The 3,741-nt window shown below is 45.3% G+C and carries 3 protein-coding genes; all 3 read left to right on the plus strand.

All coding sequences use genetic code 11. From position 1 onward, the window contains the following. Window positions 1-330: 330 nt before the first annotated feature. The gene (locus JMW94_RS14525; protein ID WP_201604879.1) at window positions 331-1,857 is read left to right on the plus strand and encodes an aldehyde dehydrogenase family protein; all 1,527 of its coding nucleotides are present in this window, start codon (window positions 331-333) and stop codon (window positions 1,855-1,857) included. A gap of 97 nt (window positions 1,858-1,954) precedes the next feature. Further along, complete coding sequence (adhP, locus tag JMW94_RS14530; RefSeq protein WP_265088328.1) at window positions 1,955-2,983, plus strand: alcohol dehydrogenase AdhP; 1,029 nt, start codon at window positions 1,955-1,957, stop codon at window positions 2,981-2,983. 184 nt (window positions 2,984-3,167) lie between these two features. Beyond that, on the plus strand, window positions 3,168-3,494 hold the full coding sequence (locus tag JMW94_RS14535) for a DUF779 domain-containing protein (protein ID WP_060995664.1): 327 nt from the start codon (window positions 3,168-3,170) through the stop codon (window positions 3,492-3,494). Window positions 3,495-3,741 lie beyond the last annotated feature (247 nt).

Consider the following 3,741-nt stretch of genomic DNA (forward strand, 5'->3'; position numbering starts at 1 on the left):
TCATACTCAGGTTTTGGGTTAAAGTTTCACTAAGTCTGTTAAAGTTTGGCATGGTCTGATTCGTCTTAAAAATTACTATTATGCCTTTGCTTTAACAGACTTTTTTGTTTTTTTGTCGTGTGCAGAGCCTAAATTTATGAAACAACCTGATTTGCTTTACTAAAAGTACCTATCTATATGTATAAAAGTTCAGTAGGATAGACTGACAACCTGATCAGGGAGATCCAGCAAAACCGTGCAAGTGACTTTATAGATATGACCTCAAAAGATCATATATCAAAGGCTTGAACGTTTATTTGCTTTATAAATTAATACAACAAGGAGTCGTTAATGCTACACGCCTATCCCAATACAGAAAACAGCCCCGTCCAATTCCGCGAAAAATATGACAACTTTATCAATGGTGAGTGGGTCGCACCAGCCGATGGAGAATACTTTGACAACACCAGCCCCATTGACGGTAAAGTCATCTGCCAAGTCGCCCGTTCAAAAGAAGCGGATATTGAAAAAGCCTTAGACGCTGCTCATGCTGCCAAAGACGCTTGGGGCAAAACCAGTGTCGCTGAACGTGCCAATCTACTGCTCAAAATTGCAGATAAGATGGAAGCCAATTTAGAAGCCATCGCCATTGCCGAAACGTATGAAAACGGCAAGCCTGTACGTGAAACCCTAGCAGCAGACATTCCATTAGCTGTCGATCACTTTCGCTATTTTGCCAGTGCCATTCGTGCACAAGAAGGCGGCATCAGTCAAATTGATGATGACACGGTTGCTTATCACTTCCATGAGCCACTTGGTGTCGTCGGCCAAATTATCCCATGGAACTTTCCGATCCTCATGGCAGTATGGAAGCTAGCCCCTGCGCTTGCTGCTGGTAACTGTATAGTACTCAAGCCTGCAGAGCAAACGCCTGCCTCTATCCTATTTATGCTAGAGACGATCGGGATTGCTGATATCTTACCAAAAGGTGTCCTCAACGTGGTCAACGGTTTCGGAGTTGAAGCTGGTAAGCCGCTTGCCTCCAATCCACGTATCAATAAAGTTGCCTTTACTGGTGAGACGACTACTGGTCGCCTAATCATGCAGTACGCCAGTGAAAACATCATTCCAGTTACCCTAGAGCTGGGTGGTAAGAGTCCAAATATCTTCTTTGCTGATGTCATGGACGAAGACGATGATTTCTTGGACAAAGCGGTCGAAGGTCTAGTGATGTTTGCGCTTAACCAAGGTGAAGTCTGTACTTGTCCGTCGCGCGCATTAGTACACGAGAGCATTTATGATGAGTTTATGAAGCGCTGTATCGAGCGCGTCAAAGCCATCAAAATGGGTAACCCATTAGATACTGATACCATGATTGGCGCCCAAGCCAGCACAGACCAGTTAGAAAAAATCCTATCTTATCTGGATATTGGTAAAAAAGAAGGGGCCAAAGTATTGGTCGGTGGCGAACAAGCCAAGCATGACGGCGACCTTGCAGATGGCTACTATGTGCAGCCCACTATCTTTGAAGGCACTAACGACATGCGCGTGTTCCAAGAGGAAATCTTTGGACCAGTACTTGCCGTCACGAAATTTAAAGACGACGAAGAGGCCATGAGCATTGCCAATGATACCATATATGGTCTTGGTGCTGGAGTCTGGACACGCAGTGTACATAAAGCCTATCGCTTCGGACGTGGCATCCAAGCAGGTCGCGTGTGGACCAACTGCTACCACATCTATCCTTCGCATTCTGCATTTGGTGGCTACAAGCAATCGGGTATCGGCCGCGAAAACCATCTAATGATGCTCGACCATTATCAGCAAACCAAAAACATGCTGGTTTCTTATAGTCCCAAAAAGATGGGCTTCTTTTAAGCCTGTCTGTCACGCACTTTATGGCAGCCACCATAAAGTAATGAGTTGGTAGATATGACATCTATCAACTCACTATCCACGATAAGGAGAATGCAACGTGAGTAATAAAATGAAAGCTGCGGTTCTGCATGAGTTCAACCAACCTCTGCAGATTGAAGAAGTTGATATCCCTACCCCAGGTCCTGGTCAAATTGTAGTAAAAATGCAGGCATCAGGTGTCTGTCATACCGACCTGCACGCTGTCGAAGGCGATTGGCCAGTCAAACCAAGCCCCCCGTTTATCCCTGGTCATGAAGGTGTCGGCCTGATCACTGCTGTGGGTGAAGGTGTTAAGCATGTTAAAGAAGGCGACCGTGTCGGTGTGCCTTGGCTCTACTCTGCCTGTGGTCACTGTACGCATTGCCTAGGCGGCTGGGAAACCCTGTGCCTAAGTCAAGAGAACTCTGGTTATTCAGTGAATGGTAGCTTTGCAGAATACGTATTGGCAGATGCTGACTATGTTGGCATTATTCCTGAGAGCGTTGACTCTGTTGAGATTGCACCAGTTCTATGTGCGGGTGTGACGGTATATAAAGGTCTGAAAATGACAGACACCAAACCAGGTGATTGGGTCGTCATTTCAGGTATCGGTGGACTTGGTCACATGGCGGTACAGTACGCCATTGCCATGGGACTGAACGTTGCTGCCGTCGATATTGACGATGAAAAGCTCGATTTTGCCAAAAAACTGGGGGCAAAAGTCACCGTCAATGCCAAAAACACCGATCCTGGTGAGTATCTGCAAGAAGAGATCGGCGGTGCTCATGGTGTGCTAGTGACAGCCGTCTCCTCTAAGGCCTTTGATCAAGCGCTGACCATGCTGCGCCGCGGTGGTACTTTGGTCTGTAATGGTCTACCAACAGGCGACTTCCCTGTTTCTATCTTTGATACGGTACTAAATGGTATTACCATTCGTGGCTCAATCGTTGGTACCCGTCTCGACTTACAAGAATCACTCGACATGGCAGCGGCAGGTCAAGTAAAAGCGACTGTTGCCGCTGAGCCACTTGAAAACATCAATGACATTCTTGATCGTATGCGTGATGGTAAGATTGAGGGTCGCATCGTCATTGATTACTCTATGTAGACATGTCAATTATTTGAGACATTTTTATTTTTTAGAAACTATCTCGATAATTACGACGTTTGGTCACAAATAACAGGTCGTATCGTTTTCAGCCACATGCTATTAATGATGTGAGTGATGATGATGCGGCCTTTTATATTTTACCGATTAGTTTGGGTAAAAGTTTAAAAATAAGGAGCACGTTATGAAACTTGAAGCGACAGAAGCCTGCGTTGCGTTAATTGAGCTATTAAAGTCCAAACACGGTGACCTGATGTTCCATCAATCTGGCGGCTGCTGCGATGGTAGCTCACCGATGTGTTATCCATTGGGCGAGTTTAAAGTGGGCGGCCAAGACGTGCTCATCGGTGAGCTCGCTGGCTGTCCCTTTTATATGGGTAAAGCGCAGCATAAACTTTGGCAACATACGGATTTAACCATCGATGTGGTCGATGGACGCGGGGCCAGTTTTTCGCTTGAGATACCTGAAGGTAAGCGCTTTATCGTCCGTTCAGAAGTATGTGCGGTGTAAACTACTACTTTATTCACAAGAAGCTATCAGTCTCATATCAGCGCATTTTATGTCTTATTGCTCTGCACACGACAAAAAAACAAAAAAGTCTGTTAAAGCAAAGGCATAATAGTAATTTTCAAGACGAATCAGACCATGCCAAACTTTAACAGACTTAGTGAAACTTTAACCCAAAACCTGAGTATGAACAAGGCAAGAATCACATGTTTGAGCCTAATGATAATAGCCCTGATTACTGCTCAAAGCA

The organism is Psychrobacter immobilis, assembly GCF_904846185.1.
In the GTDB taxonomy this organism is placed as follows: domain Bacteria; phylum Pseudomonadota; class Gammaproteobacteria; order Pseudomonadales; family Moraxellaceae; genus Psychrobacter; species Psychrobacter immobilis_B.